Source organism: Streptomyces sp. A2-16 (genome assembly GCF_018128905.1).
Lineage (GTDB): Bacteria > Actinomycetota > Actinomycetes > Streptomycetales > Streptomycetaceae > Streptomyces.
This window is the reverse complement of record NZ_CP063808.1, coordinates 5,865,495-5,890,222: the sequence shown is the minus strand read 5'-3', so window position 1 is coordinate 5,890,222 and position 24,728 is coordinate 5,865,495. Positions and strand designations below refer to the sequence as shown.

26 protein-coding genes and 1 pseudogene are annotated in these 24,728 nt (G+C 73.6%); 17 read left to right on the top strand and 10 right to left on the bottom strand.

What is annotated here, in order from left to right; all coding sequences use genetic code 11:
* Positions 1-27: 27 nt before the first annotated feature.
* Complete coding sequence (locus tag IOD14_RS26420; RefSeq protein ID WP_249126068.1) at positions 28-1,026, top strand: Gmad2 immunoglobulin-like domain-containing protein; 999 nt, start codon at positions 28-30, stop codon at positions 1,024-1,026.
* Here the strand turns inward: IOD14_RS26420 and IOD14_RS26415 are convergent.
* Together IOD14_RS26415 and IOD14_RS26410 are read right to left on the bottom strand one after the other, a co-directional pair.
* Positions 1,016-1,306 (bottom strand): hypothetical protein, encoded by a 291-nt coding sequence (locus IOD14_RS26415; RefSeq protein WP_212671717.1) that lies wholly within the window; start codon positions 1,304-1,306, stop codon positions 1,016-1,018. The genes IOD14_RS26420 and IOD14_RS26415 overlap by 11 nt on opposite strands.
* A 568-nt stretch (positions 1,307-1,874) precedes the next feature.
* A complete protein-coding gene (locus tag IOD14_RS26410) occupies positions 1,875-2,363 on the bottom strand; it encodes a hypothetical protein (protein ID WP_249126067.1) in 489 nt (162 codons plus the stop codon).
* A gap of 289 nt (positions 2,364-2,652) precedes the next feature.
* Here IOD14_RS26410 and IOD14_RS26405 point away from each other — a divergent pair, with 289 nt between their 5' ends.
* From IOD14_RS26405 to IOD14_RS26390, 4 genes are all read left to right on the top strand, one after another.
* Positions 2,653-2,886 carry a hypothetical protein gene (locus IOD14_RS26405; RefSeq protein WP_123987303.1) on the top strand — a complete coding sequence of 78 codons (234 nt, stop codon included), beginning with the start codon at positions 2,653-2,655 and terminating at the stop codon, positions 2,884-2,886.
* Between the two features lie 219 nt (positions 2,887-3,105).
* Positions 3,106-3,753, top strand: a complete 648-nt coding sequence (locus IOD14_RS26400; RefSeq protein WP_249126066.1) for a hypothetical protein — start codon at positions 3,106-3,108, stop codon at positions 3,751-3,753.
* Positions 3,754-3,812: 59 nt separating this feature from the next.
* Positions 3,813-4,757, top strand: a complete 945-nt coding sequence (locus tag IOD14_RS26395) for a universal stress protein (RefSeq protein WP_212671716.1) — start codon at positions 3,813-3,815, stop codon at positions 4,755-4,757.
* 31 nt (positions 4,758-4,788) lie between these two features.
* Entirely contained in the window at positions 4,789-5,079 is a 291-nt protein-coding gene (locus IOD14_RS26390; RefSeq protein WP_123987301.1) for a DUF1876 domain-containing protein, read from the top strand.
* Positions 5,080-5,222: 143 nt separating this feature from the next.
* On the opposite strand, the gene IOD14_RS26385 is transcribed toward IOD14_RS26390, so the two are convergent.
* The gene (locus IOD14_RS26385; RefSeq protein WP_123987300.1) at positions 5,223-5,831 is read right to left on the bottom strand and encodes a cysteine hydrolase family protein; all 609 of its coding nucleotides are present in this window, start codon (positions 5,829-5,831) and stop codon (positions 5,223-5,225) included.
* A gap of 243 nt (positions 5,832-6,074) precedes the next feature.
* Here IOD14_RS26385 and IOD14_RS26380 point away from each other — a divergent pair.
* Positions 6,075-6,248, top strand: a pseudogene (locus IOD14_RS26380) (DUF1918 domain-containing protein); the annotation flags it as partial.
* Positions 6,249-6,386: 138 nt separating this feature from the next.
* Here IOD14_RS26380 and IOD14_RS26375 read toward each other — a convergent pair.
* The 4 genes from IOD14_RS26375 to IOD14_RS26360 all read right to left on the bottom strand — a co-directional run bounded on the left by IOD14_RS26375 (position 6,387) and on the right by IOD14_RS26360 (position 11,600).
* Positions 6,387-7,043 carry a TrkA family potassium uptake protein gene (locus tag IOD14_RS26375; protein ID WP_212671715.1) on the bottom strand — a complete coding sequence of 219 codons (657 nt, stop codon included), beginning with the start codon at positions 7,041-7,043 and terminating at the stop codon, positions 6,387-6,389.
* On the bottom strand, positions 7,040-7,699 hold the full coding sequence (locus tag IOD14_RS26370) for a TrkA family potassium uptake protein (protein WP_212671714.1): 660 nt from the start codon (positions 7,697-7,699) through the stop codon (positions 7,040-7,042). The genes IOD14_RS26375 and IOD14_RS26370 overlap by 4 nt, the downstream gene beginning before the upstream one ends.
* Positions 7,696-10,536: a cation-transporting P-type ATPase gene (locus IOD14_RS26365; RefSeq protein WP_249126065.1), complete on the bottom strand. Its 2,841-nt coding sequence runs from the start codon at positions 10,534-10,536 to the stop codon at positions 7,696-7,698. The genes IOD14_RS26370 and IOD14_RS26365 overlap by 4 nt, the downstream gene beginning before the upstream one ends.
* 194 nt (positions 10,537-10,730) lie before the next feature.
* Positions 10,731-11,600 (bottom strand): CBS domain-containing protein, encoded by an 870-nt coding sequence (locus tag IOD14_RS26360; RefSeq protein WP_212671713.1) that lies wholly within the window; start codon positions 11,598-11,600, stop codon positions 10,731-10,733.
* A gap of 179 nt (positions 11,601-11,779) precedes the next feature.
* On the opposite strand from IOD14_RS26360, the gene IOD14_RS26355 reads away from it, so the two are divergent.
* The 9 genes from IOD14_RS26355 (at position 11,780) to IOD14_RS26315 (ending at position 19,586) form a co-directional block, all read left to right on the top strand.
* Positions 11,780-12,229: a hypothetical protein gene (locus IOD14_RS26355; protein ID WP_123987295.1), complete on the top strand. Its 450-nt coding sequence runs from the start codon at positions 11,780-11,782 to the stop codon at positions 12,227-12,229.
* Entirely contained in the window at positions 12,226-13,152 is a 927-nt protein-coding gene (locus tag IOD14_RS26350; RefSeq protein WP_212671712.1) for a V-type ATPase subunit, read from the top strand. Before IOD14_RS26355 ends, IOD14_RS26350 begins: the two co-directional genes overlap by 4 nt.
* Positions 13,136-14,569, top strand: a complete 1,434-nt coding sequence (locus IOD14_RS26345) for a V-type ATPase 116kDa subunit family protein (RefSeq protein WP_212671711.1) — start codon at positions 13,136-13,138, stop codon at positions 14,567-14,569. The genes IOD14_RS26350 and IOD14_RS26345 overlap by 17 nt, the downstream gene beginning before the upstream one ends.
* The gene (locus tag IOD14_RS26340; RefSeq protein ID WP_123987293.1) at positions 14,566-14,991 is read left to right on the top strand and encodes an ATP synthase subunit C; all 426 of its coding nucleotides are present in this window, start codon (positions 14,566-14,568) and stop codon (positions 14,989-14,991) included. The genes IOD14_RS26345 and IOD14_RS26340 overlap by 4 nt, the downstream gene beginning before the upstream one ends.
* Positions 14,992-14,993: 2 nt before the next feature.
* The gene (locus IOD14_RS26335) at positions 14,994-15,215 is read left to right on the top strand and encodes a hypothetical protein (protein WP_212671710.1); all 222 of its coding nucleotides are present in this window, start codon (positions 14,994-14,996) and stop codon (positions 15,213-15,215) included.
* A gap of 106 nt (positions 15,216-15,321) precedes the next feature.
* The gene (locus tag IOD14_RS26330) at positions 15,322-15,849 is read left to right on the top strand and encodes a V-type ATP synthase subunit E family protein (RefSeq protein WP_212671709.1); all 528 of its coding nucleotides are present in this window, start codon (positions 15,322-15,324) and stop codon (positions 15,847-15,849) included.
* The gene (locus IOD14_RS26325; RefSeq protein ID WP_212671708.1) at positions 15,837-17,585 is read left to right on the top strand and encodes a V-type ATP synthase subunit A; all 1,749 of its coding nucleotides are present in this window, start codon (positions 15,837-15,839) and stop codon (positions 17,583-17,585) included. Before IOD14_RS26330 ends, IOD14_RS26325 begins: the two co-directional genes overlap by 13 nt.
* On the top strand, positions 17,582-18,961 hold the full coding sequence (locus IOD14_RS26320; RefSeq protein ID WP_212671707.1) for a V-type ATP synthase subunit B: 1,380 nt from the start codon (positions 17,582-17,584) through the stop codon (positions 18,959-18,961). Before IOD14_RS26325 ends, IOD14_RS26320 begins: the two co-directional genes overlap by 4 nt.
* Positions 18,962-18,965: 4 nt before the next feature.
* Entirely contained in the window at positions 18,966-19,586 is a 621-nt protein-coding gene (locus IOD14_RS26315; protein WP_212671706.1) for a V-type ATP synthase subunit D, read from the top strand.
* 580 nt (positions 19,587-20,166) lie between these two features.
* On the opposite strand, the gene IOD14_RS26310 is transcribed toward IOD14_RS26315, so the two are convergent.
* From IOD14_RS26310 to IOD14_RS26300, 3 genes are all read right to left on the bottom strand, one after another.
* Positions 20,167-20,877, bottom strand: coding sequence for a response regulator transcription factor (locus IOD14_RS26310; RefSeq protein ID WP_123987288.1), 711 nt, complete (start codon positions 20,875-20,877; stop codon positions 20,167-20,169).
* A 296-nt stretch (positions 20,878-21,173) separates the two neighbouring features.
* Positions 21,174-21,428, bottom strand: coding sequence for a hypothetical protein (locus IOD14_RS26305; RefSeq protein ID WP_123987287.1), 255 nt, complete (start codon positions 21,426-21,428; stop codon positions 21,174-21,176).
* A gap of 160 nt (positions 21,429-21,588) precedes the next feature.
* Entirely contained in the window at positions 21,589-22,152 is a 564-nt protein-coding gene (locus tag IOD14_RS26300; protein ID WP_123987286.1) for a hypothetical protein, read from the bottom strand.
* Positions 22,153-22,494: 342 nt separating this feature from the next.
* Here IOD14_RS26300 and IOD14_RS26295 point away from each other — a divergent pair, with 342 nt between their 5' ends.
* Complete coding sequence (locus IOD14_RS26295) at positions 22,495-23,493, top strand: nitroreductase family protein (protein WP_212671705.1); 999 nt, start codon at positions 22,495-22,497, stop codon at positions 23,491-23,493.
* Positions 23,494-23,626: 133 nt separating this feature from the next.
* Positions 23,627-24,700, top strand: a complete 1,074-nt coding sequence (locus IOD14_RS26290) for a zinc-dependent alcohol dehydrogenase family protein (RefSeq protein WP_212671704.1) — start codon at positions 23,627-23,629, stop codon at positions 24,698-24,700.
* The last annotated feature ends 28 nt before the right edge of the window (positions 24,701-24,728 follow it).

Here is a 24,728-nt window from a genome sequence, read left to right as displayed (position 1 = left end):
TGGCTGGAATCGTCGGAGGAGCATGCCATGTCCACCACCACACCCGTTCCGCGAACGTCCTCCTGGCTGCGACGGCCCGTGATCGCCGCCGTGGCAGTCCTGCTCGTGGCACCCGCGACGAGCGCGTGCGGCAGCGACACCGGCGCCGAGGGCACCTCACCCGGCACCGAACCGTCGAGCACAGCCACCGCACCCAGCACACCCGCAGCTCCGGGCACAGGCGGCACGGGCGGCACCGGAACGCCGTCCACCCCCAGCGGCCCCGGAACGTCCGCAGCACCGGTGACACCCTCCGCACCGAGCGGCACCCGGCGTCAGGTGCGGGCATCCGTCTACTTCCTGCACGGCGAGAAGATCTCGCCCGCACCGCGCGCCGTGACCCCGCCCGCCACCGCGGCGGGCGCGCTGCGTGCCCTGCTGGCCGGGCCGAGCCGCTACGAACGCGGCCAGCGGCGCACCACGGCCATCCCCTCGGGCACGGCGCTCCGGTCGATCGTGGTGCACCGGCACGTGGCCACCGTGGACCTGTCCGGCCGCTACGACGACGGCGGCGGCAGCCTGTCCATGCGGGCCCGGCTCGCCCAGGTCGTGTTCACCGCCACCCGCTTCCCGGCCATCGAGAAGGTGCGCTTCGAAGTGGACGGCAAGCCGGTGACGACCTTCGGAGGCGAGGGCATCGTCCTCAACGGGCCGGTGGGCCGCGCCGACTTCGAGGAGCTGGCGCCTCTCGTCCTCGTCGAGTCCCCGCTGATCGGTGACACCGTCCGCACGCCGGTCCGGGTCTGGGGCAGCGCCAACACGTTCGAGGCCACCTTCCGGCTGAAGATCACCGACGCCGCCGGACACACCGCGGCCGACGTCTACGCCACGGCGACCTCCGGCACCGGGACCCGGGGCACCTTCGACGTGACGATCCCCTACCGGGCGACCCGCTCCGGCGCCGGCCTGCTCACCGCGTACTGGAACTCCCTGGAGGACGGTCACGCGGTGATCGAGGACACCGTGCCGGTGACGGTCATGCGTTGACGCCGGCGGTGTGCGCGCCGTCGGCGGGCGTCCGCCGGGCGAGCGCTCGCGTCGACCACGCCCTCTCCGCATGGCCAGATCGTCGACGGCACCCGGAACACGGCCACGATCCCGCCGCCCGGCACAGCGGTACCGGGCGCAGGCGCCGGCCGGTGGAGCGGTTGCGGCGGGCCCGGGCGCGGCCCCGGATCCAGCGCAACGGAAGTACGACGCGCAGGCCGTTGTGCTCGGCGAGCAGGAGCAGTTCGGTGTCGAAGAACCACGCGTCGTCGCGGGTCACCTGCAGCAGCGGCCGGAGCACCTCGGTGCGACCGGCAGCCCACGGGCGGGATCGGCGTACAGTCGCACCTCGCCGTTTCCGGTGCTGAAGCGCCAGGGCTGCGTGTTGCAGGGAGAAGGCGCGCGGACGGCGGCGCGCACGAGGCAGCGGGCCGCGGTGTCGGACGGGGCCTGGATGACGGTCATGGCCGGTGTCGCCGTTCTGTGAGTCGCGGACTGTGCGTCTCCATGGCGCGCGGGGCGGACGACGTAGGTTCGCGGCGCCGGATCCCTCGACGGGCCTGCCTGCCAGTTGCCGTCCCGCTGTGGTGCGACCCGGCGCCGCTCGCCCGCTGGACGGAGGTCACGTCCCGGACCGTCGCGCACGAACCGTGGGTGAGGGCGCGGAAGTTCGTACGGCCGTCTCGCGGGTGCACTGTCCAGCATGCGGGTCGGCAGGGTCGCGGGGCAGAGCCGGACGGACCTCGCTGAGGGCCGTCCGGCCCATGAGGAAGGACCGCGGCGCGCTGTCTCGCCACGATCGGCCGCGGTCGGCTCGAGCAGTGTCGGCGGGTCGTTCCACGGCACCGTCACCGGATGGTCTTGATGCCGGAGATGAGACCGGTCGCCAGGTCGGACTGGACCATCAGGTGCGTACGGTGCGCGCGGTGGCCGGAATCCTGCACGGTCAGCGTGACCCGGCTCCAGCAGTGGCCCATGCCGCTGTCGTTGTGGACGACGGACCACTGGTCGGGGACGCCCTTGGCGCGCAGCACGCCGTCCTGGTGGTGGGCCGCCTCCCAACGGGCCAGGCTGCGTTGCAGACCGGGCGTGAGGTAGTGGGAGCGCAGGGCGCCGGAGAGCTGTCCGTGGCCGGAGTCGTGCAGGACGTCGACGTAGGTGCCGTAGAAGTCGGCGACCCGGTCGACAGCGGACGTCGGGCTGCCGCTGCGGCCCGGCGCGGCGGCGGTGGACGAGGCGTCCGCCGTGTCACCGCTGAGGGTCACCGTGGTGAGCAGTCCGAGGGCCAGTACGACGGTTCCCGCTGCGATGTGACGGAACGTGCGGTTCGTGGACATGACGTTCTTCCTCCTTGCTTCGTGGAGGAGTGCAGATCTGCCCCCGCCACCAGTACATCGCGGGGGCGGAGACGCCCGGCGGGCCGGTCGGACCTGTTCCGCCGGCCGTTCGGCACACCGTCACGCCGAACGGCCACCGGACGGTGAGCGGCGGAGGGCCGATCGCCCCCTGCCCGGGTCCCTTCGGCCCTCCCGTCCCCGCCCGGACGCCGAGGACACTGGAAGGGCAGGGGCGGATTCCGGCGCCCGACGGGCGCCGCCCCCGCCGTCGCGCAACCGGGAGGCGAACATGCCGCACACCGAGGAGTCCGTCGTGGAGACCGGACCCGCCCGCGCCGGACGGACCCCGAAGACGCTGGAGCGACGGGTGCGGGCCCTGGAGGAGCGGGTGGACACCCTCACCCTGGCCGTGCGGGCGCTCGTCGAGGGACTGGAGCGCGCCCCGGGTCCTGCGGGTGGTGGCGGCCGTGCCGCCCACGGAGCAGGCCGGGCCCACGACATCCTGACATCCCGGGGCTCGTAGCCGGCCGAGAGCCGGCAGATCGGTGTCGCGTCGCCGGTCCAGGAAGGGAGTCCGCATGTCCGACCGATCGAGGACCGTCGCGCCGAACGGCACACCTCTCCCGTACGACCGCCGGTGCGCGGCTCCCGTCCCATCCGCGCACCGGCCTCCCACACAGACTTCGGGCGAAAGGGGGACATGATGTCCGCACCGCGACCATGCCGACGAACGGGAGCCCTGTTGCTCCCCCTGCTGACCTGGGGGGCCGTCGCACTCTACGCGCTCCGGTTCCGGCCGAGGCTGCTGACCTGGGGCGCGACCCAGGAGGAGATCGACACCGCCTACCCCGGCGACGAACTGGTGCCGGACGCCGACGGCACCTCGACGATGGCCACCACGCTGCCGGCGCCGCCCGAGGAGGTCTGGCCCTGGCTGGTGCAGATGGGCGGCGACCGCGCGGGCTGGTACAGCTGGGACTGCCTGGACCACTTCGGGGAACCCAGCGCCGACCGAATCGTCCCGAAGTGGCAGCGGCTGGAGGCAGGACAGCGCCTGCCCGCGACACAGGACGGCAGGTCCTGGTTCACCGTGTGCCGCCTGGACCCGAACCGCACCCTCGTGCTGCGTTCCGACCTGAACCTGGCCTCCGGCCGTTCCTTCGACCCCGGCTCGGACCCCCTGCCGTCGGCCCGTCTGGACGGAGTCTGGAGCTTCCACCTGAGTCCTGCCCCCTTCGGGGAGAGCCGCCTGGTGGTCCGCACCCGCGGCCAGGGACGGCCTCGTTGGCTGGCGGCTCCGCTCGACCTGCTCTTCGGGGAGCCCGCGCACTTCGTGATGCAGACACGGCAGTTCCACAATCTGCGCACCCGGCTCGACGCACGCCCGTGAGCCGAGCCTCCGGCACCCGGAGGCGTCCAAGGGCCTTCGGGACGAGATGGGGTGGAGTGATGAGCACGAGAGACCACAAGAACCTCTGGGACTACGGTGTCCACGCACCAGGACCGCCCCTGAGCGGGCACGTCCTGGTCGGTGTGGACGGATCGGACCAGGCGTGGCGCGCGCTCGACCGAGCGGCGGAGGAGGCACAGGCCCGTCTCGCGCCGCTCGAGATCCTGCACGCCTGGCCGTGGGCCGGTCACGGAGTCGCAGAGGTCCGGCCCGGTGCGCACGATCGGCGCGCGCCCATCGACACGGCGCGGGACGTCCTGGAGGCCGCCGCCGCCCGTGCGCGCGAGCGCGCCCCCGAACTGGACGTCGTTGCGACACTGAGCCCGGAACCGGCGGCTGCTGAGCTGGTGCGGCGTGGGGATCGGGCCGCGCTGACCGTGCTGGGCAGCCGTGGTGCGGGCCGTGCCGCCGAAGTGCTGGCGGGGTCGGTGAGCCTGCGGGTGGCCGCCCGCTGCGGCAGCCCGCTGCTGGTGGTGCGCGGCGAGTGGGTGCCGGGCGAGCCGGAGCACGGCACGGTGCTGGTGGGGGTGGCCGACGACGTCGATGCCGGTGCCGCGCTGTTCGCCTTCGAGGAGGCACGTCGGCGAGGCGCCGGGGTGTGGGCTCTGCACGTGTCGGCCGTACCGGAGCTGTCGGGCGGTCCGGGAACGCCTCCCGCCGGGCCGCTGGAAGCGGATCTGAAGACCCTGCTGGACAGCGAGGCCGCCGTGCCCCGGATGACGGTGGCCGCGGCGCGTGAGAAGCACCCGGGGGTGGGGGTGCGGATCGACACGGTCTGGACCGGTGCCGCCGGGGCGCTCGTGGAGGCCACGCGCGCGGCCGACCTGGTCGTGATCACGGCGCGCCACCGGCACGGGCGGGGCCTCGGCCCCCACACCGGCTCGTTCACCCATGCCCTGCTGCACCGGGCGCACTGCCCGGTCGCACTCGTACCCGTCGGCTGAGGACGACCGAGACGCAGACGAGGAGGCAGCCATGTCGCACACAGCGGAATGGACGGTCCGCCTTTACCTCTTCGAGGACGAGGGGACGACGAAGGCGCGGGTGGTGCTGGACACCGGAACCACCTCGCTGACCGGTCATGGAGCAGCACACTGCAACCCCGGGGACATCGACGTGCCGGAGATCGGTGACGAGCTGGCCGCGGGCAGGGCCCTGCACGACCTCGCCCGGCAGCTGGTGAACACCGCCGAGGACGACGTCGAGGGCATGGGCACCTCGGCGAGGAAGCGGGAGGTGCCCTCGGCGATCGGCCGGCCGTTGTGAGCCGCGGGCTCAGCGATCGACGACCAACTCGCCCGCGACACGCCCCAGGGGCAGCGCCTCCTTCATCCCTTCCATCGCCGGCCGGGGCAGGGCGCCGCAGGAGGGGCCGAGCGGTCCCGCCCGGGGACCGCTCGGCCCGCCTGTCAGCCGGGGATCTCGTCCGCCTTCTCGACCACGAGCGCGAACAGGTCGGCGATGCCCGTCAGGGCCGCTGTCTGCAGTGCGCCGGCCGCCACCACCGTGCCGTCCGGCGCGACGAGCTCACGGGTGGCGGTCGCCGCGGCCACCACCGTGGGCCGGTAGCCCAGATCGAAGGCGTCACGGGCGGTCGAGTCGACGCACATGTGGGTCATGAACCCGGCGAGTACGAGGTCGGTCAGACCTGTGGTGCGCAGGCGGTCCCGCAGGTCGGTCCGGAAGAACGAGCTGGGGTGGGTCTTGATGACGACGGGTTCGCCGGACCGGGGCACCACCTCGTCCATGATGTGGCCGATGGGCGCGGTGATGTCGTACGGGGTTCCCTTGCCCGCGTCGTGCATGACGTGGAACACCGGGACACCCAGGTCCCGCGCGCGGCGCAGCAGGTGCGCCGCCTCCGCGAGCGCCTCCTCGACGCCTTCGAGGCGCATGACGCCCTGCCGGTAGGTGTTCTGACAGTCGATCATGACCAGTGCGGAGTCCGTGAGTGCTGCCGGACGTCCACTCAGGCCGAGCAGGTCGCGCAGCGTCACGGATGGAGATGTCTGCGACATGGTTCTCAGCTCCTTCTGCGTCCGACCCGAACGCTAGAACCGGGAACGCTGCATTCACGCTGCGTCCATGCGAGTGAGGCGTGCGATCGGCCTCCTCGTCCGCCGCCCAGGACCGGTTCAGGTCCGAACGGCCCCGACGCTGGGTTCGTTCGGCCCCCTGAAGGAGGTGTCTGAGCCCAAGCGGTGGTCGGCCGCGGGTGCCAGGGTGGGTACAGGAGCAGTTCGAGGAAGCAGGTGGAGAACATGCGAGCTCAACTCGGTGACGTACTCATCGTCGAAAGCCCGACCACCGGCGTCACCAGGCGTGACGGCGAGATCGTCGGACTGCATCACGAGGACGGGACGCCCCCCTACGACGTCCGCTGGTCGGACACGCACGAGGTGACGCTGGTGTTCCCCGGCCCGGACGCGCACATATGGCACACCCGGGACGCGAACGGTTGACCGCGGCATGCCGAGCGCCGTCGTGCGCCGCGCCGCACCACGTGTGCGTGACCGATACAGCCGGCCACGCACACGTTTCCCTGTCCCTCCGGGTCTCACGGGGATGCGGCGTCACTGGAACGCCGCATGCACCTCGCTCTCCGTCGCGGCATGGGAGACGACGAGCACCACGTCGCCCTCCCTCAGCGAGAAGTCCGGGGAGGGAGCCTTCGGGTCGCCGTCGCGGACGACGGTGGCGACCACGATGCCGGGCGGCACGGCGAGATCCGCCAGGGTGCGGCCCACCGCGCGGGACTGGCCGGAGATGACCGTCTCGATGACGTTCACGCCCGCCTTGCTCAGCCGCAGCAGCGCGACCGTGTCGGTGGCGCTGGTCGCCTCCTCGATCAGGGAAATGAGCGGCGCGGCGGCCGGCACGGCCGTGTCGACACCCCAGTGCGGGGTGAACAGCCAGGCGTTCTCGTCGTCGTTGATCCGGGCGATGACCCGGGCCACCTTGAACTGGCGCTTGGCGAGCAGGCTGATGACGAGGTTGTCCTCGTCCTCCCCGGTGGTGGCGACGACGAGATCGGCGGAGTGGGCGCCCGCGCCCTCCAGGACGGTCGGCTCGCACGCGTCCCCGACCCGTACGTCGGCGGGCACGTGTCCCCGGAGTTCGGCGACCCGGTCGTCGTCCCGGTCGACGAGCGTGACCTCGTTGTGAGCGGCGCCCAGCACCTGGGCGATCTGGGTGCCGAGGCGCCCGGCCCCGGCGACGACGACCTTCATGTCCCGAGCTCCTTGTCCAGGAAGCCGCGCAGCCGGCCCAGCGCGTCCGCGGCGACCGCGAACGTGACGAGGTCGTCCGTCTCGGCGGGGGTGTGGGACGTGGGCAGGAACGACCTGCCCCCGCGCGTGACTTCGACGATGCGGATCTCGCCGTCGACCTCCAGACCGCCGAGCGGCCGGCCGGTGAGATAGGCCGGCAGGCGGGAACGCAGCAGCAGGGTCTCGCCGTTGCCGAAGTCGAGTTCAGGTGTGAGATGGCGGTGCAGCAGCATCTGGTGCAGTTGGTGAACGGTCCAGCGCACGCTGGCGATGGTCGGGATGCCCAGGTCGCGGTAGATGTCGGCGCGCCGGGGGTCGTAGATGCGGGCCAGCACGATCGGCACGCGGTACGTCTCCTTGGCCGTACGGGCGCTGACGATGTTGGTGTTGTCGCCGGAGGTGACGGCGACGAACGCGTCGGCGAGTTCGATGCCCGCGCTCTCCAGCAGGGTGCGGCTGAAGCCGTTGCCGTGCAGCACCTGACCGGGGAACCCGGGGGGCAGCAGCCGCTCGGTCCGGGGGTTGCGGTCGATGACGCGGACGTCGTGGCCCTCGTTGACCAGTTGCGCGGCCAGTGCGGAACCGACCCGGCCGCAGCCCAGCACGACGACTCTCATGGCGCCGCCTCCTTGTCGTTGTCGATGGCGGCCCTCTCGATGGTGACCGGGGTCCGGCGCACCCACCACTTGCGGAGCTCCTCCGCGGCCAACAGCAGCACGCCGAACGCAGTGAGAACCGCCCAGTCCGTCACGGAGAGAGGCGCCGTGTGGAACACCTCCTGGAGCGGCGGCGCGTAGCTGATGGCGGCCATCAGGCCCACCCCGAAACAGCCCGCCGCGATCAGCCGCGGATTGGAGAACAGTCCGGCACCGAACACGCTGAGCCGGTCGGTGCGCACGGCCAGTGCGTTGAAGAACTGGCCCACCACGATGGCGGCCTGGGTGAGGGTGATCGCCTTGCGGTAGGCGGGGTCGTCGGCGGTGAAGTCGTCGTAGGGGATCCCCGACGCGTGGATCTGCCAGAAGAACACGGTGCACACGCCGATCGACATCACGGTCCCCAGGAACAGGAACCGGCGCACGAGCTCGGCGGAGAACAGCCGCTCGTGCCGGTCGCGGGGCGGACGTCGCATGGTGTCCCGTTCGGGTGGCTCCGCCCCCAGCGCCAGGGCCGGAAGCACATCCGAGCCCAGATCGATGGCGAGGATCTGCATGGCCGTCAGCGGCACCAGCGGGAAGCCCGCGAAGGCGGCGGCGAGGATCGGCACCAGTTCGGCGATGTTGTGACTGAACAGGTAGGCGAGGAACTTGCGGATGTTGCGGTAGACGGACCGGCCCAGCTCCACCGCCGCGGTGATGGACGCGAACGAGTCGTCGAGCAGCACCATCTCCGACGCCTCCCGCGCGACGTCCGTGCCGCCGGCTCCCATCGCGACGCCGATGTCGGCGTGCTTGAGCGCGGGCGCGTCATTCGCCCCGTCGCCGGTGACGGCGACGACCTCGCCCCGGGCCTGGAGCGCCGCCACGACCCGCATCTTGTGCTCGGGACTGACCCGGCACAGCAGCAACTGCCCCGGGGCCGCGACCAGCGCGTCGAGGGCCGCGGCGTCCAGGGTGTCGAGCCGGGAGCCGGTCACCACCGTGGGGGAGGGGTCGGTGACGATGCCGACGCGGCGGGCGATCGCCTCGGCCGTCAGAGGGTGGTCACCGGTCAGCATGACGATCCGGATCCCCGCTCCGCGGCAGGCCTGCACCGCGTCGGAAACCTCCGGCCTGGGCGGATCGAGCATGCCGAGCAGCCCCAGGAAGGTCAGCTCCGACTCGGCCGCCGCCGCGTCGTCGGGCGGCTCTTCCATCCGGCGCACGGCGACTCCCAGGACCCGCAGACCCTGGCCGGCCATCGAGTCGTTCGCGTCGACCACGCCCTGCCGCAGTGCCTCGGTGAGTGGTCGCTCCGCCCCGTCGAGCCGTATCCGGGTGCAGCGGGCGAGGAGCTCCTGCGGCGCGCCCTTGACGCACAGCGTGTCCGCGTCGGCCCGGTGGGTGAGGGTGCTCATCAGCTTGCGGACGGGATCGAAGGGGAACTCTCCGGTCCGCGGGGCCGCCTCCTTCTCCGCGTCGGCGTCCAGCCCCGCCTTGGCCGCCGCGACGAGGATCGCGCCCTCCGTGGTGTCGCCGAGGACCCGCCACCCCTCGCGCCCGGTGGGCGGCACCAGCCGGGCGTCCGTGCACAGGACCGCGCACCGCAGCAGCTCGCGCACGGTCGCGGGGTCGCTCACCTCGCCGATCGGCGCGTATCCCACGCCCGAGACGGGATGCCAGGCCCCGTCGCCCCAGATCCGGGTGACGGTCATCTCGGCCTGGGTGAGGGTGCCGGTCTTGTCCGTGCAGATCACCGTGGTGGACCCCAGTGCCTCCACCGCCAGCAGGCGTTTCACCAGAGCCTGGCGGCGGGCCATCCGCCGGACCCCGATGGCCAGCGACACCGACAGCGTCGCGGGCAGCCCCTCGGGCACGAGCGCGACCATCACCCCGAGCGCGAACACGAAGGCCGACACCAGCGGCTGTCCCGTCTGCAGGCGCAGCGCGAAGACGCCGGCCCCGATCGCGATCGCCAGTGCCGCCACGCGCCGGGCCATGACCGCGACCTCGCGCTGCAACGGTGTCTTCTGCTGAGGTGCCTCCTGGGTGAGCCGGAAGATCCGGCCGAACTCGGTGGCCGCCCCGGTCGCGTGGACGACGGCTTTGCCGGATCCGGAGACCACCATGGTGCCCATGAAGACACAGTTGCGGGAGTCCAGGACGCTGCCCGCGGCGCTCGGCTCGGGTGTCCGTCCGACCGCCGAACTCTCCCCGGTCAGGGGAGCGTTGTTCACCGACAGACCGTGGGCCTCCACGATCCGGCAGTCCGCGGACACCGAGTCCCCCGCCTCCAGCAGAACGAGGTCGCCGGGCACCAGCGCCCCCGACGGCAGCTCCCGCCGCTGACCGTCCCGCAGTACGCGGGAGGTGTGCGGCACCATGGCCTGGAGCGTCTGCGCGGTGCGCTCGGCGGAGTACTCCTGGGCGAAGCCGATCACGGCGTTCAGGACGACGACGCCCAGGATCGCGAAGGCGAGCTGGAGGTTGCCGGGGTCGGGCGGGTCCTGGAGCGCGTACGCGAGGAACGTGAGGGCGGACGAGGCGATCAGGACCACCGCGAACAGGTCGGTGAACTGCGCCGCGAACCGTCGCCACAGTCCCCTGGGGCGCGGACGTGCCAGCTCGTTGGGGCCGTACGTCCGCAGCCGTGCGTCTGCTTCCTGTGAGGTCAGCCCGTGCGACGACGTGGCGAACGCCTCGAGGACCGCGTCCGGAGCCAGTCGCTGCACCGGCGTGCCGGATGCCTCGGGCGGAGCGGCCGCCGACGGCCGGACGGTGTCGGCCGGAGCACCGGCGACGGGATGACGTGGCACCTGACCCCCCGGGCGACAGGTCTGTCAGTCGGATGTGCCCGGCCCCGGCCGGACGCTCGACGCGGATGGGCGGTGCGGGCCGACGGCGCCCCGATGCGCCGGCGCTCGCGGGAGCCGCAGCGGGGGACCGGGCCGGCGCGTGGTGTCGGGCATGGTCAGGCCTTCCTCGTCAGTCCCGGCCGCCGGGCCGTGACTCAGTGGGCGATCAGGTGGTCGTCCACCTCGTACACGTCGGGTATGGCCGCCACTTCCGCGGTCAGCCGCGAGATCAGCTCCCGGTCGATCGTGCCGGTGAGTGTCACGGTGCCGTTGCGGACCCGCACCTCCACCTCCCCCGGGGCGAGGCCCAGCCGGTTGCGGATGACGTGGGAGACGATCTCGTCACGGATCGCCCGGTCGTCCCGGACCAGAGCGTGCAGCAGCTCGGAGCGGCTGACGACCCCCACGAGCCGTTCGTGGTGATCGGTCACGAAGATCTGGCGGATCCGGGAACCGGCGGCCGTGCGGGCCGCCTCCACCACGGGCGTCCAGGGCCGGACCGTGAGCGCCGGTGCCGACATCAGTGTGCCGGCCGTGCCGCCCGCTTCACCGACGTCGTGGTGGCGGCCGAGCAGCCTGGACAGCGGACCGGCGTGCCCTCCGGGGGCCGACAGGTCGGCGGCCCGGGCGAGCAGGTCGGACTCCGCGATCACACCGAGGACGTGCTGGGATCCGTCCACCACGGGAACGGCCCCGATCTGCTGGCGAGCCAGCATCCGGGCGACGTCCAGGAACGGGGTGTCGGCCGTGACGCCGGTGACGGACCGCTTCATGACGTGCCGCACCTGGAGGTCGGCGATCGTGTCCGCCTGAGCGGCGGGCCGCGAAGGCGTCGCTCTCTGGGCGGCCACGGCGTCGGCCGGCTCCTCGGCGGCCGCCTGCGCCGCGTGCGAGGCGACGGCCTGGAGGTAGCGCACCATCATGGTCTGACGGAACTCCTCGACCGGTTTCCGTGCGTAAAGTGGCACCGCGTGACGTGCCTCGGCGGACGCAGCCGCGCCTTCCCGCGCGTCTCGGTCATCCATGACTACCTCCCGCGGTGCGCGGAACATGACTCCTATGCCCACTCTCCCGCCGCCACCGCGAGGGGTACAGGGCCGTCCGGCCCCCGTGCGCAGGTCGAACGGCCTCTGTGGAGGCCCTGACCCGTTTCCTAACGTGAAGACAGGAAACGTGGGGGCACTGTGGCGATACGGAGGTGCCCATGCCTGCGCTGCGCGAGTTCCTCGCACGCTGGCGACCGGCCGCCCCACCCGGCCGTGCGGTCGCCGGAGCCGTTCCCGCGGATCGGACCGCAGAGCTCACGGCCGAACTGGAGCCCACCCTCGCCCTGCTGGACGACACCCTCACCGAGGCCGCGGCCGTCCGCGAGGCCGCCGGCCACAAGGCCCGCGAGCGGCGTCGCGCCGCGGCCGACGAGGCCGCCCGGACCGTGCACACGGCCCGGGCACGCGCCCGGCGGGTCAGGAGCGAGACCGCGGCCCGGCTGCTCGCACAGGCGGTCGCCGACGCCGAACGCGAAGACGTGGCGGTACGGCAGGCCGTACGTGAGCTGCGGGACAGGGCTCGAGCACGCACCCCGGAACTGGCCGCCCGCATGGTGGCCCGGGTGGCCCGGGACCTCGACGCCGAACCTCACCGGGATGCGCCATGAGCGCGGGCTGGGTCGCCGGCGCCACCCGTGCCAGGGCGATGGCCGCCGCACGCGCCGGGCCCCGGGCGGCACGCGAACTGGCCGCCGCGCCGAGCCTGTCCGAAGCCCTGCGGGTCCTGGCCAACACCGTCTATCGCCGCGGGCTCGACCCGACGGCCGGTCCGGGCCAGGCCCAACGGGCCGTGGCGGGCGCCCTGCTGTGGCAGCTGCGGGTACTGGCCGGATGGCAGCCACGGCCCGGTGCCGCCGTCCTACGACTGCTGGCTTCCGGATTCGAGATCGCCAACACCCGGGACCGTCTGCGCTCTCTGTCCGGCGCCCCCCAGCCCCCGCCCCACCGGCTCGGCGCGCTGGCGACCGCCTGGCCACGGCTGTCCCGCGCCACCTCCCCGGCCGGCGTGCGGGCCGTCCTGGCCGCCTCCGAATGGGGTGATCCCGGATCCGCCGCCCCCGCGGCCCTGCTCACCGGGATGCGGCTGTCGGCAGCGGCCCGCACCGCGGCGCAGGTGCCCGTGGCCGCGCGCTGGGCGGCCGGCGAGGCCGCGCTGGTGCTGGCCCGTGAGGTCCATCTGACCGGACACCGGCTGACCGGAACGGCCCAGCGGGACGCCGTACGGCTGCTCGGCACGGCCGCCGTACGGGCGCCCGCCTTCACCGAGTTCCGTGCCCGGCTGCCGGCCTCCGCCCGCTGGGCGCTGGAGGGCGCCGAGGAGCCGAAGGACCTGTGGCGCGCCGAGGCCCGCTGGTGGCCGTCGGTCGAGCGGGACGCGGTGTCGATGCTGGCGAGGGCCGGGTTCGACATGTCTCCCGTGGTCGGCGCGGCCGCCGTCCTGGGGGCCGACGCCTGGCGGGTGCGTGCCGCACTGGAATGTGCCGCGCACGACGGCCGTGCCCTGGAGGCCTTCGATGAACTCCTGGGCTGACTCCCTGATCCCCGACCGCATGCGCAGGGTGGCCGTGGTCGCGCCCGCCGACGCCCTGCGCGAGACCCTCGTACGGGTCGCCGACGCCGGCTGCGTCGAGCTGGACCGGCCCGAGGATCCCGGGAGGTCCGGCCCCGCGGCGCGCCACCTTCAGTCCCTGGGAACCGCGTCCGAGCCCGCTGTCCTGTCCCCATGGGAACCCGACCTCGACGACCTCGCCCGCCAGGGGCGGACCGGCCTTCTGGCCGGCGAGGCCGAGTTGGAGACGTATCGCGAGGCGGCGGTGCGCCGGGGGAGTGCCGCCGCACTCGCCGGATGGTGCCCCACGGTCGAACTGCCCGGGCTCGCCGCCCGGCTCGCGGACTCCGGAGGCGCCGTCGTCCCGCTGCGCGCGCCCCCGGGCATCGACCCTCCGACCCGGTTGTCCGACACGGGCACCGTGCGTCGCTCCCTGGTTCCGCTGGTGCGCACCTACGGGACCGTGCCGTACGCCGACGTCGATCCCACCGTGCCCGCGGGCATCGCCTACGTCGTCATGTTCGGGATGATGTTCGGCGACGCGGGCCACGGCCTCCTGCTCCTCCTCGCCGCGCTCCTGCTGCGCTCGGGCCGGCCGAGGCGCCTGGTGTTCCTGCAGCCCCTGTGGCCCTTCCTGGCCGGGGCGGGCGCGGCGAGCGTCCTCGCCGGAATCGCCTACGGAGAGTTCTTCGGTCCCACCGGAGTGCTGCCGGTGCTGTGGCTGAACCCGCTGGAGGCGCCCATGCGCCTGCTGGCGTGCGCCATGGGCCTGGGCGCGGTCCTGCTGGCTCTGGCCTACGGGACCGGCATCGTGAACCGGTGGCGGGAGGGCGGCCCGGGGCGGGCCCTGTACGCGGCGTCCGGCGTCGCGGGAGCCACCGTCTTCCTCGGGTTCGCCGGGGTCGCGGCCGGCGTCGTCCTGCACGTACCGCTGGTCGTCGTGACCGGCTCGGTGATCGCTCTCACCGGGCTGGGCCTCGCCGGCACCGGGCTCCTGACGGCGTCCGGAGGAGGTGCCTCCGGTGCCCTGCAGACCGGCGTCCAGCTCTTCGACGTGGTGATCCGCATCGGCTCGAACACCGTCTCCTTCGCCCGGCTGGCCGCGTTCGGGCTCACCCACGCCGCGCTGGGCGGCATCGTCTGGCAGGGCACCACCGCCCTGGCCGGCGCCGGGCCCGCGGCGCTGCTCGCCGGGCTCCTGCTCTTCGTCCTCGGCAACACGCTGGCCTTCGCCCTGGAGGCGCTGGTGGCCGGCGTGCAGGCCCTGCGGCTGGAGTTCTACGAACTGTTCTCGCGGGTCTTCGACGCGGAGGGCCGGCCCTTCCGCCCCTGGCACGTGCCCACCCTGACCTGCCACGGAAAGGTGCCCGCACCCCACGGCACGGAGGTGACACCATGATCGTCTGGCTGATCGCACTGCCGGTGCTGGTCGCGGCATTCGCCGGAACCCGTCGGCTGCTGCGCCACCGCGGTCCGGCCGTGCTGCGGTCGGTCCTCGCGGCGGACGCGGCACTGTTCACCGGAGCCCTCGTGCTCCTGCTGGTCGCCCTGAGCGGCGGCCCGGCTCAGGCGGACGCCGCCACCACGGCGGCCGCTGAGAGCTCCGGCTCCCAGTCCGCGGCCCTCATCGGAGCCGCCATCGCGGTCGCCGGGGCCTCCATCGGCGCGGCGATCGCCGTCGCCTACACGGGCGCCGCGGCCCTGGCCGCGCTGAGCGAACGGCCCGAGCTGTTCGGCCGGGCCATGGTCATCGTCGGCCTCGCCGAGGGCATCGCCATCTACGGCCTGGTCGTCGCCATCATCCTGATCGGGAAGACCTAGCCATGGCGCGCGTCGTGGCGATCGGGGAACGGCAGCGGGTCATCGGGCTGGCGGCCGTCGGCGTCGCCGTCTTCCCCGCGCCGGACCCGGCAGCGGCGCGCGCCGCCTGGGACGCGCTCCCCACGGGCGTCGGCCTGGTGATCCTCACGCCCGCCGCGGCGGACGCGCTCGGTCCGAATGCGCCGGCTGTCGAGGAGCGGTTGGTGGTGGTGATGCCGCCGTGAGGATCTCGTCCACTGCCGGAGCCGGTGCGGCGCCGGCTGTTCCCGCCGCCGGTGGGGCCGGTCCGGAGGCCGTTGCGGAGGGCCGGTCGAGAAGGGTGATGCCGCCATGAGGACCCGTCCGGTCGCCGGGACCGAGAACGCACTCGCCCCGGTGCGAGCCCGACTCCTCCAGGACGCCAGGGCCGACGCGGAGGCCGTGCTGCTCGCCGCCGCCGAGGACGCCGACGCCCTGTCCAGGGAGGCCGAGGCCAGGGCCGCCGCGATCCTCGCCGAGGCCCGGGAACAGGGCGCGGCCGACGCCGAGACCGCCCGCCGAGCGGTGCGCACCCGGGCCCGCAGGGCCGCCCGCGCCCGGGAACTCGCCGCCCGCAGGCAGTGCTGGGAGGAACTGGGCCGACAGGTCGTGCGGGGCGTCGAGGACCTGCGCCGCACCGAGGCCTACCCGGACCTGCGCCGCCGACTCACCCTCCGGGCCCGGTACCTGCTCGGACCGGACGCCCGGATCGCCGAGGCACCCGGCGGAGGCGTCGTCGGCGAGAGCCGGAGCCGCCGGGTCGACCTCAGCCTCGCCGCCTTCGCCCAGCAGGCCCTCGACCGGTACGGCGCGGAACTGGAGGAACTGTGGACACCCTGACGCACATCTCGTACGGCACCGGCCGCATCCTGCGGGTCACCGGGCCGCTCGTCGAGGCCGAGGGCGTGGGCGGCAGCGCCATGTACGACCTGGTCGCGCTCGGCGAGTCCGGCCTGCCCGGCGAGATCGTCGCGATCCGGGACGCGGTCGTCACCGTCCAGGCGTACGAATACACCGGCGGCCTCGCACCCGGCATGCCGGTCAGGACGCTCGGCCACCCCCTGTCGGCGACCCTCGGTCCCGGCCTGCTGGGCGGGATCTTCGACGGGCTGCTGCGCCCGCTGTCGGCCGCGGGCGCGTGGCTGGAGCCGGGCGCCATCGACCGGGAGGCCGGGACGGAGCCACCGATGTGGACGTTCACGCCCCGGGTCGCGGAAGGCGACGAGGTTCTTCAGGGAGAGGCCCTCGGCGAGATCGAGGACGCGGGGCCGGTGCGCCTGCGGGTGCTGGTGCCGCCGGGCTGCGCGGGACGGGTGGAGGGCCTCGTGGGGCCGGGCCGCCATCCCGAGGACACCGTCGTGGCGACCGTGGCGGGCACACCGATCGGCATCACGAGCCGCTGGCCCGTCCGCACCCCCCGCCCCGTCCGTGAGCGCCGGGACACCGGCCTGCCGCTGCGCACCGGCCAGCGCGCCATCGACCTGCTCTTCCCTGTGGCGCTGGGCAGCACCGTCGCCGTGCCCGGCGGCTTCGGCACCGGCAAGACCGTCCTGCTCCAGCAGATCGCCAAGTGGTGCGACGCCGACGTCATCGTCTACGTCGGCTGCGGCGAGCGCGGCAACGAGATGGCCGAGGTCATCGACGAGTTCACCGCCCTCACCGACCCCCGCACCGGCGGGCGCCTCGCCGACCGGACCGTGATCGTCGCCAACACCTCCAACATGCCGATGATGGCCAGGGAGGCGAGCGTCTACTCCGGCGTCGCCGTCGCCGAGTACTTCCGCGACATGGGCCTGAACGTGGTCGTGATCGCGGACTCCACCTCACGCTGGGCCGAGGCACTGCGCGAGTTCGCCTCCCGGACCGGCGCGCTGCCCGCCGAAGAGGGCTATCCGGCGGGCCTGGCCTCGGCGATCGCCGCGTTCTACGAGCGGGCCGGAGCGGTGACCACGCTCGGCGGCGACGCCGGTTCCGTGACCGTCGTCGGCGCGGTCTCCCCGCCCGGCGGCGACATGGCCGAACCGGTCACCGCCCACACCCAGCGCTTCGTCCGCTGCCTGTGGACCCTCGACCGCGACCTCGCCTACGCCCGCCACTATCCGGCCGTCTCCTGGGCCGAGTCCTTCTCCCGGGACGCCGAGGCGCTCGGCATCCACCACGCCGCCACCGACGACCCGGACTGGCCCGCCCGTCGGGCCCGCGTGGCCGGCCTGCTCGCCGAGGCCGACCGGCTCGCCGATCTGGTGGACCTGCTCGGCATCGGCGCGCTGCCCGACCAGGAACGCGTCGACGTCCTGGGCGGACGCCTCGTGCGCGAGGGAGTGCTCCAGCAGAGCGCGCTGTCCGAGCGGGACGCCTACAGCGGCGCGGAGAAGAGCGCGGCCCTGGCCGAGGCGGTCCTGGCCGTCGTCGACCGCTGCCGCGAACTGGTCGAACGGGGGGTGCCGGCGGCGCGTCTGGAGGAGGTCGACTTCGCGCCCGTGCTGCGCGCCCGTGAGCAGGCGGGCCCCGACGACGCCGCGACCGTGCGGACCCTGCGCGAGACCATGCTCGCCCGGCTCGGGGAGGTGACATGACCACCCACGTGGAGTACACCTCGGTGCGGGAGCTGCGCGGCCCGCTCGCGGTGGTGGACAAGGTCGAGGGCGTCGGCTGGGACGAGTTCGTCCTGCTCACCCCCGACTCCGGCGCACAGCGGCACGGACTCGTGCTGGAGGTCGACCGCGACACGGCCGTCGTCCAGGTCCTCGAGGGCACCGCGGGGCTCGATCCGGCGCGGCTGCGTGCCGCCTTCACCGGATCGCCGTTGCGCGTCCCCGTGGGCCCCGGATGGCTGGGCCGGGTCTGCAACGGACGCGGCGAGCCGCTCGACGGAGGCCCGCCCGTCCTCGGCGCCACCGCCTCCGCGGTCGGAGGCCGTCCCGTCAACCCGTTGCGTCGCGAGCCGCCGGCCGAACCGGTGCTCACCGGGATCAGCGCCGTGGACGCCCTGACCACACTCGTCCGCGGCCAGAAGCTCCCGGTGTTCTCCGCGGCCGGACTCCCGCACCTGGAACTGGCGTCGCAGATCGCCGCCCAGGCGACGGTCGGCGGGGAACCGTTCTGTGTCGTCTTCGCCGCCATGGGAGTGACCCACGCGGATGCCGGGTTCGTACGGAACGCACTGGAGGAACGGTCCGCGGCGGGCGAGTTGGTGCTCCTGCTCAACACCGCCGACGACCCCGTCATCGAGCGGATCCTCACCCCCCGGATCGCCCTCACCGTCGCCGAGCACCTCGCCTTCGCCGAGGGCCGTCACGTCCTGGTCGTGATGACGGACATGACGAGCTACGCCGAGGCACTGCGCGAGGTCTCCGCGGCCCGCGGCGAGATCCCCGCCCGCCGGGCCTACCCCGGCTATCTGTACAGCGACCTGGCTTCCCTGTACGAGCGCTGCGGGCGGCTGCGCGGCCTGCCGGGATCCGTGACGATCCTGCCCGTGCTGACCATGCCCGCGGGCGACATCACGCACCCCGTGCCGGACCTCACCGGATACATCACCGAGGGCCAGATCGTGCTCTCCCGTCAGATGCACGCGCGAGGCGTCTATCCGCCGGTGGACGCGCTGTCCTCGCTGTCGCGCCTGATGCGCAACGGCGCCGGGCCCGGCCGCACGCGTGCCGACCACCTCGACGTGGCGGCTCAGCTGCTGTCCGCGCTGGCCCACGCGCGTCAGGTCAGGGAACTGGCCGACCTCGTCGGGCAGGCGGCGCTCAGCCCCGCCGACCGCCGCTCCCTGGACTTCGAGGACGCCTTCGCGCGCGAGCTCGTCGACCAGCGGCGGGACGAACTGCGCACCCTGGACGAGACGCTGGAGCGGGCCTGGCAGGTGCTGATGACACTGCCGCGCGGCCAACTGACCATGCTGCCGGCCGAGTTCATCGAGGCCCATCGCACGCCGGAGAGCGGGTGATCGTATGGCGGAGCTGCGCGTACCCCCGGGCCGGGCCGGGCGCCTCAGACTGCGCCGCGGTCTGGAGGTGGCGCGCCGCGGGGCCGACCTGCTCGACCGGAAACTGCGCGTACTGCGCGCCCGCCACGAGGAGTTGCTGCGTGCCGAGGGCGAAGCACGGGAACGGTGGCATGCGCGGCTCACGGAGGCGGAGTCCTGGCTGCGGCGCGGACTGATCCTCGGGGGCGAGGAGGCCCTCGACGAGACGGCCGTACGGCGTCCCGCGCAACTCGAGGTCACCTGGACCTCCACGATGGGCGTACGGCATCCCCGTGCCGCCATGTGCGCCGTGCCGGAGCCGGACCCGGACGAACCGGCGCCGGCGAACACCGCCCTCGTCCACGCCGAGGCCGGCTACGCGGACGCTGTGCGCGCGGGCGCCGAGTACGCCGCTGCCGCTGCCGCGGCCCGTGCCGTGGGGGACGAACTGCTCGCCACCCGGCGACGGGTGCGCGCCCTGCGGCGGCACTGGATCCCGCGGCTGGAGGCGGCGCTCGCCCGCGTCGACGCGGGACTCGAACAGAACGAGCACGAGGACGCGGTCCGCAGGAAATGGGTGGCGGACCTGCAGGCACGGGGCCGCTGACCCCTGGTGGCCCGGCCGTGGTCCTCGGCCGGGCAGCACAGGGCGGGAAGGGCACATCCACTTCTCGCGGATCCTGATTGCGCGGTGCGCGCCCCGAAGGCGCTTCCCCGCGTCTCCCGGCGAGCCCTTCCCGCCACATCCAGCACATCACTTCGACGACTCGCCCGCCAGGGCCGACCGGCCCCACTTGGAGAAGTGCGACCGTGGCCGCCGGGCCTCAGTAGGGCAGAGGGCGCCCGGAGGGCGTGCGCAGGTCCTGGGGCTCCGGCCGACGCGGAGTGCGGGGGCACTTGGTCTGCTGAATTCGCCTCATGATCGCCGCCTCCTTGGACTCCGTCCGCGGTGCCCCGATCGATTCGGTGCCGCGTGCACCAAGGAGTCTTCTCCGCTCCCGTTGCCTCCGCATGAGGCCAACGACCCCGGAAGCCGGTCCGTGCCGCCCTGCCCTCCAGGGCCGACCGGCCCCCCTCCAACCTCCGGTCGCAGGTGCGCCGCACGTGCTGAGCAGGCAGCAGGCAGCAGGCAGCAGGCAGGAAGCCGCAGGCAGGACCGCTGGGCCCGACACGAACGAGCGCCTCCGTCAGCCGTCAGCCGGTGGGGTGCGGTCCCCGTTCTCCCGTCGGTCCAGCTGGGAGGCGAGCACCGCGGCCTGGACGCGGCGCTGGACGCCGAGTTTGGCCAGGAGGCGGGAGATGTGGTTCTTGACGGTCTTCTCCGACAGGTAGAGGCGTTTGCCGATCTCGCGGTTGGTGAGGCCGTCGCCGATCAGGGCCAGGATGTCGCGCTCACGGGGTGTCAGCGCAGCGATCTCCGGAGCGGTCTCGGGAGGTGAGGTGGGTTCGGTGCGCAGGGAGTGCATGAGTCGGGCCGTGGTGGCGGGGTCGAGCATGGACCGGCCGGAGGCGAGGGTGCGGACCGCCGAGATCAGGTCGGTGCCCTTGATCTGTTTGAGGACGTATCCGGAGGCCCCGGCCATGATGGCGTCGAGGAGGGCGTCCTCGTCGTCGAACGAGGTCAGCATGAGGCACGCGAGTTCGGGCATGCGGTTGCGCAGTTCGCGGCAGACGGTGATGCCGTCGCCGTCGGGGAGGCGTACGTCGAGGACGGCGACGTGGGGGTGGACGGTGGGTGCGCGCAGGAGTGCGTGCTCGGCGTCGGCGGCGTCGCCGACCACGGTGATGTCGTCCTCGGCGTCCAGCAGGTCCATGATGCCGCGGCGGACGACCTCGTGGTCGTCGAGCAGGAAGACCCGGATCGGGTCCTGCGCGGTGAAGGTGCGTGCCTCGGTCATCTACACTCCCTCGCTCCCGGTGACGGGTGTCTGCGGGCCGCCGCTCCGACGCTCCTCACGCCGGACCCGGTCGCACGGGGGCCGACCGGACCTGGTGCTCATGTCCAGTGTGCCCGTCACGGTGCGCGCGGCATGCGCGCAGCCGGCATGCGAAGGGGCGCTGGAGTGCCGGCGTGCGGTGCGGCCGGGAGCCGGTGGCAGCCGGCGGTGGCATCAGGGTGACGAGCCGCCGGAACCCTCCGTGGACCGTCGTCCCCGGCCCGTCCTGTGGCCCCGGACCCGCGGTCGCGCAGCACTCAGCCCGGACGTCGTCGCCGGACAGGGCGGCGGCCCTCTGCGAGGTCGTGCATTCTCGCCCGGTAGGTGGCGGCGTCGATCCGGCCGTGCAGACGGCGCGCCACCAGCCGCTTCTCGGCCGTCTCCAGCCTGCGGTCCGGTCGGGGCCGAGAGGCTTCGCGGGCCGGGTCGGGCGCGCACATGCGGGCGGTGTCGTACCACGCGCCCGCGAGAATCAGCAGGTGGAGGAAGACGGCGAGGACGAGGACGACCATGGCATCGGCCCTCCGGGATTCGACGCCGTACGCGACGGCGCGGTCACCGTCAGCCTGACGCGCGTGCCGGGCCCGGGGCAGCGGCCGCCCCGGCCCCTTCCCGGGCCGAAAGGCCCTGGACTTCGCCGCGGGAAGCGCACTCGGCGTGAGCGGTGGCGGATCAGCCGGTCCGGTGTCCCCAGCGGGGCCCGACCATGACCCACTCCTCGCCCCACTGGGCGAGGCGGCGACGGTCCAGTCCCCGGCGCACGACACTCCCGGCTCCGAACACGACGCCCGAGAGGGCCAGGGCGGACGCCGCCCCCAGCAGCCCGGACTCCACGGACGCCTCGGTCCGGCTCGGTGGGGCGGTGACCAGGTCGCCCTCGGCGTCGGTCCACAGCCCGACCTCGGCACCGGCGTGCCGGCCCGATTCCACGAGAGCCTTGTCGGTGCGCACGGACCCGTCCGGTGCCGTCCAGCGGACCGGGGCCAACGACCGGAAGCTGTGCGCAGTGGCCCGCGGGGTGTCCACGAGAAGCACGGCCGTGACCGGTGTCCGCCCGGCGCGCTGCCGGGCGAAGACCCCGTCGGCCCCCGCGGCCGTCACCACACCGGCGACCGTGCCGCCCACGGCGACGAGCACCCAGACGGCCAGCACGAGCCACGCCTCCAGCACGTCCTCGCGTCGCCGGAGCGGATTGCCGCGCCACCGCCACAGCCACTTCCTCGTACGCCCGGCCATCGGTCCGCACCTCCTCCCGCAGCGTCGCCGCCGCTGTCGCTGTCGCTGTCGCTGTCGCTGTTGCTGTCGTGTCGCTGTTCAGGAAGGTGACAGCCGTGACCGGGTCACGGCAGGGGCCGTTCAGGGGCCGCCACCGGGCCCGTCGGGGTCAAGTCGCGCACAGGGCAGGGCCGTTCGGCCCGGTGCCGGTCGCCGGGCCGGCCGTCGGGGCGTGCCGGGTGTTTGGGCCGTACCCCGGTCGGCCCCGGCCCAGGGACCATCGACCCCCTCACCGTGCCCCTCCCACGGCCCCACCCTCGAAGGCACAGGACCTGTCCGACGCTCGTGCGGGAGGAGGGCATCATGCGCATCGCATCTCTCGACGCCGCGACCCTGGAGGCCTGTCTGTCGGCCGCCGTGGCGGCGCCCTCGTTCTTCAACAGCCAGCCCTGGCGCTACCGGCTGGATCCCGACACCGTCACCCTGGAGGTGCGCGCAGCCCCGGAACGGAGCCTGCGCCATGCCGACCCCGTCGGCCGCGCCCTGCACGTCTCGGTCGGCGCGTCCGTCTTCAACCTCCGCGTCGCCGCACTCCACTTCGGCTGGTCACCCGTCGTACGTCTGCTGCCCAGCCCGGAGGACCCCGGCCTGCTCGCCAAGGTCCGCCTGACGGCTCCCGTCCACCGCACCACGGTCACGTTGCGCGCCGACCTCTACCCGGCGGTGTGGCGCAGGCACAGCAGCCGTATGCCCTTCTCCGGTCGTGAGGTCCCTCCGCCGGTCCGCGCCGAACTCGCCGAGGCCGCGCACATGGAAGGCGCCCTGGTCGCCTTCCCCGCACCTTCCGAGACGGCCCGTCTGCTCCGGGTGGTGGCCGAGGCCGAGCACCGCAACCGCGCCGACACGGACCGCGGCATGGAGAGCCGCCGCTGGTTGCACCCGGACGAGGACGGGGCCGCCGACATCGGACTGCCCAGGACGGTCCTCGGCCCGCAGGACGCGCGCGAGCAGATCCCTATGCGGGACTTCACCGCCCAGCGGCATCCCGAACGGCTGCCCGCCCAGGACTTCGAGACCGACCCGGTCATCGCCCTGCTCACGACCGAACACGACCGGCGCACCGACTGGCTGCGCGCCGGCCAGGCGCTCGAACACGTACTGCTGGTGGCCACGGCCCACGGCCTGCGCGCCTCCCTGCTCCACCAGCCGATGGAGTGGCCCGACCTGCGGACCGACCTGACCCCCGTGCCCGACCGCACCGGGCATGCCCAGATGCTGATTCGCCTCGGATACGGCCCCGAAGGCCCCGCCACCCCACGGCGGGCCCCGAACGCGGTGACCGACCCGGGCACCATCCGGTGACGACGGCCTCAGGGCCCGACGGTGCCGTCCCGCGGCGCGGTCGGGACCGATCGGCCCAAGCGGATGCCGGTCACTCGGCCCACGCTGGAACCGTGGGGTGCTCCCGGTGCCCCGGAGCGAAGGAGGAACGGTCATGAAGGGCTTCGTTTTCCACGGCCCCGGACAGTCCGCCTGGGAGAAGGTGCCGGACCCGGCCGTCCAGGACCCCACCGACGCCGTCGTGCGGGTCAAGGCCGTCACCATCTGCGGGACGGACCTCCACATCCTCAAGGGCGACGTGCCCGAGGTGGAGCCCGGCACGGTGCTGGGGCACGAGGCGGTCGGCGAGATCGTCGAGGTCGGCAGCGACGTGCGCACCGTCCGGCCGGGGGACGAGGTCCTGGTCTCCTGCATCACCGCCTGCGGCCGCTGCCGCTTCTGCCGGCAGGGCATGTACGGCCAGTGCCTGGGCGGCGGGGGCTGGATCCTGGGCCACCGCATCCACGGCACGCAGGCCGAGTACGTGCGCGTGCCCTTCGCCGACCTGTCCGTGCATCCCCTGCCCGGCGGGCTGAGCGGACAGGACGCGGTCCTGTTCGCCGACATCTTCCCGACCGCCTACGAGGTGGGCGTGCTCAACGGTGCCGTGCGGCCCGGAGACACCGTCGCCGTCGTCGGCGCCGGCCCCATCGGACTGGCCGCGATCCGCACCGCGCAGCTGTACACCCCCGAGCGGATCATCGCCGTGGACCTCGCCGACTCCCGGCTGGACGCCGCCAAGCGGCTCGGCGCCGACGCCGTCGTGGCCGTACGCGACGACCCCGGGCAACTGGTCGCCGACCTCACCGACGGCCTGGGCGCCGATGTCGTCATCGAGGCCGTGGGTGTCCCCGAGAGCTTCGAGCTGTGCACGCGCATGGTGCGGCCCGGAGGACACGTGGCGAACGTCGGTGTGCACGGCAAGCCCGCCACCCTGCACCTCGAAGACCTGTGGATCAAGAACGTGACCATCACGACCGGGCTCGTCGACACCTCGTCCACCCCCACCCTGCTGCGGATGGCGGCGGCCGGCCGACTGCCCACCTCGTCGATGGTGACCCACACCTTCCCGCTGGACAGCATGGAGGAGGCGTACGACGTCTTCGGTCGCGCGTCCGACACCGGCGCCCTCAAGGTCGTGCTGGGCGAACCACGCCACGACACCCTCGCCGTTCCGGCGGCCGTGTGACGGAGGAGGTGGGAACCGTGCCCGAAGA

What these genes read in the sequence shown, in the direction of transcription:
- IOD14_RS26410 (WP_249126067.1), bottom strand. Translation starts at nt 2,363, where the DNA reads ATGTCCACGAACCGCACGTTCCGTCACATCGCAGCGGGAACCGTCGTA.
- IOD14_RS26340 (WP_123987293.1), top strand. Translation starts at nt 14,566, where the DNA reads ATGATCGTCTGGCTGATCGCACTGCCGGTGCTGGTCGCGGCATTCGCC.
- IOD14_RS26395 (WP_212671716.1), top strand. Translation starts at nt 3,813, where the DNA reads ATGAGCACGAGAGACCACAAGAACCTCTGGGACTACGGTGTCCACGCA.
- IOD14_RS26315 (WP_212671706.1), top strand. Translation starts at nt 18,966, where the DNA reads ATGGCGGAGCTGCGCGTACCCCCGGGCCGGGCCGGGCGCCTCAGACTG.
- IOD14_RS26320 (WP_212671707.1), top strand. Translation starts at nt 17,582, where the DNA reads ATGACCACCCACGTGGAGTACACCTCGGTGCGGGAGCTGCGCGGCCCG.
- IOD14_RS26310 (WP_123987288.1), bottom strand. Translation starts at nt 20,877, where the DNA reads ATGACCGAGGCACGCACCTTCACCGCGCAGGACCCGATCCGGGTCTTC.
- IOD14_RS26290 (WP_212671704.1), top strand. Translation starts at nt 23,627, where the DNA reads ATGAAGGGCTTCGTTTTCCACGGCCCCGGACAGTCCGCCTGGGAGAAG.
- IOD14_RS26375 (WP_212671715.1), bottom strand. Translation starts at nt 7,043, where the DNA reads ATGAAGGTCGTCGTCGCCGGGGCCGGGCGCCTCGGCACCCAGATCGCC.
- IOD14_RS26300 (WP_123987286.1), bottom strand. Translation starts at nt 22,152, where the DNA reads ATGGCCGGGCGTACGAGGAAGTGGCTGTGGCGGTGGCGCGGCAATCCG.
- IOD14_RS26405 (WP_123987303.1), top strand. Translation starts at nt 2,653, where the DNA reads ATGCCGCACACCGAGGAGTCCGTCGTGGAGACCGGACCCGCCCGCGCC.
- IOD14_RS26335 (WP_212671710.1), top strand. Translation starts at nt 14,994, where the DNA reads ATGGCGCGCGTCGTGGCGATCGGGGAACGGCAGCGGGTCATCGGGCTG.
- IOD14_RS26345 (WP_212671711.1), top strand. Translation starts at nt 13,136, where the DNA reads ATGAACTCCTGGGCTGACTCCCTGATCCCCGACCGCATGCGCAGGGTG.
- IOD14_RS26370 (WP_212671714.1), bottom strand. Translation starts at nt 7,699, where the DNA reads ATGAGAGTCGTCGTGCTGGGCTGCGGCCGGGTCGGTTCCGCACTGGCC.
- IOD14_RS26390 (WP_123987301.1), top strand. Translation starts at nt 4,789, where the DNA reads ATGTCGCACACAGCGGAATGGACGGTCCGCCTTTACCTCTTCGAGGAC.
- IOD14_RS26385 (WP_123987300.1), bottom strand. Translation starts at nt 5,831, where the DNA reads ATGTCGCAGACATCTCCATCCGTGACGCTGCGCGACCTGCTCGGCCTG.
- IOD14_RS26360 (WP_212671713.1), bottom strand. Translation starts at nt 11,600, where the DNA reads ATGGATGACCGAGACGCGCGGGAAGGCGCGGCTGCGTCCGCCGAGGCA.
- IOD14_RS26305 (WP_123987287.1), bottom strand. Translation starts at nt 21,428, where the DNA reads ATGGTCGTCCTCGTCCTCGCCGTCTTCCTCCACCTGCTGATTCTCGCG.
- IOD14_RS26355 (WP_123987295.1), top strand. Translation starts at nt 11,780, where the DNA reads ATGCCTGCGCTGCGCGAGTTCCTCGCACGCTGGCGACCGGCCGCCCCA.
- IOD14_RS26350 (WP_212671712.1), top strand. Translation starts at nt 12,226, where the DNA reads ATGAGCGCGGGCTGGGTCGCCGGCGCCACCCGTGCCAGGGCGATGGCC.
- IOD14_RS26295 (WP_212671705.1), top strand. Translation starts at nt 22,495, where the DNA reads ATGCGCATCGCATCTCTCGACGCCGCGACCCTGGAGGCCTGTCTGTCG.
- IOD14_RS26420 (WP_249126068.1), top strand. Translation starts at nt 28, where the DNA reads ATGTCCACCACCACACCCGTTCCGCGAACGTCCTCCTGGCTGCGACGG.
- IOD14_RS26330 (WP_212671709.1), top strand. Translation starts at nt 15,322, where the DNA reads ATGAGGACCCGTCCGGTCGCCGGGACCGAGAACGCACTCGCCCCGGTG.